Source organism: Psychrobacter sp. 1U2 (genome assembly GCF_051847575.1).
Genome location: NZ_JBPYDC010000586.1, coordinates 1 through 958, shown reverse-complemented (window position 1 = coordinate 958; position 958 = coordinate 1). Strand labels below are relative to the sequence as shown.

The 958-nt window shown below is 31.4% G+C and carries 1 pseudogene; it reads right to left on the bottom strand.

Annotation, left to right across the window (positions count from 1 at the left end):
* Window positions 1-235 (bottom strand): annotated as a pseudogene (locus ACS8FD_RS17445) (AI-2E family transporter); the annotation flags it as partial.
* Window positions 236-958 lie beyond the last annotated feature (723 nt).

Sequence of the window (958 nt, the reverse complement as noted above, 5' to 3'; positions counted from 1 at the left end):
CGATAATCAACGAGATACTGACCGTCATAATACCAGCACTAAAATCCGGACTAAGTCTGACTTTTTCATGAAAAAAGGTATAGATTGGAAAAGTCACGTAGGCTAATATCGCTGCCCATAAAGCTGGTACAATAAAAAACTGCACTACCTGAAAGCACAGAATAAATAACATTATCAGTAAGGTAATAGCGAGCAGGCGTTGAATGACGACTTCTTTTGTCCAGTTTTCAATCATAACTTTTGAACCAAGCATTGACAGTAAGAAATTAGCGAGCTTTTTACTGCAAAATTTATAAATGAATAGACATCCGCTTATAGATGATGTCTACAAACTATATCCATGTATAACAGAGCTATATAATAAATCTGTTTGATAAATTTGAGAGTCTTTGAACTTTTATTTTTGTTCTTTATGCTGTCAACTATATCCTATTCACGGCTCAATAACTTATATACAACAACAAATAATTTATTGATTGACCTAACTGACTCAATATTGTCAACTTGGTAAAAAAACTTAAATATTGGCAATCATTATGCAATAACGTTCTATAAATAAACAATGATGTGTTGTAATTTTTACTTACAATTTCACTTTTATTTAGCAAAAAATTGACGTTTATGTGATACAGAAAAATTAATACTTATTACAATAATACTTAGACAACTGAGTAGTCATCTATAGGGGTAAATCACTGCTGCGTTCTCGTAGGTTATACAATTGATGTTATACTAAAGCTATTAATTTGATTTTAACAATACTATGTAGATTTTTCGGACAATATTCTGTGCAAATGTCAATATCGCCGATCGTATGCAGGCGATTATTAGTATTGATTGATACTGTTTACCTAAAAATATTAGCATACAGTCTAATAATTAAAACGTGATGCCTGAGCAGGCTATAACTGCTAGCACCGTTCTATAGATACTTTTATTTTGGGTTCACAATAGCCCA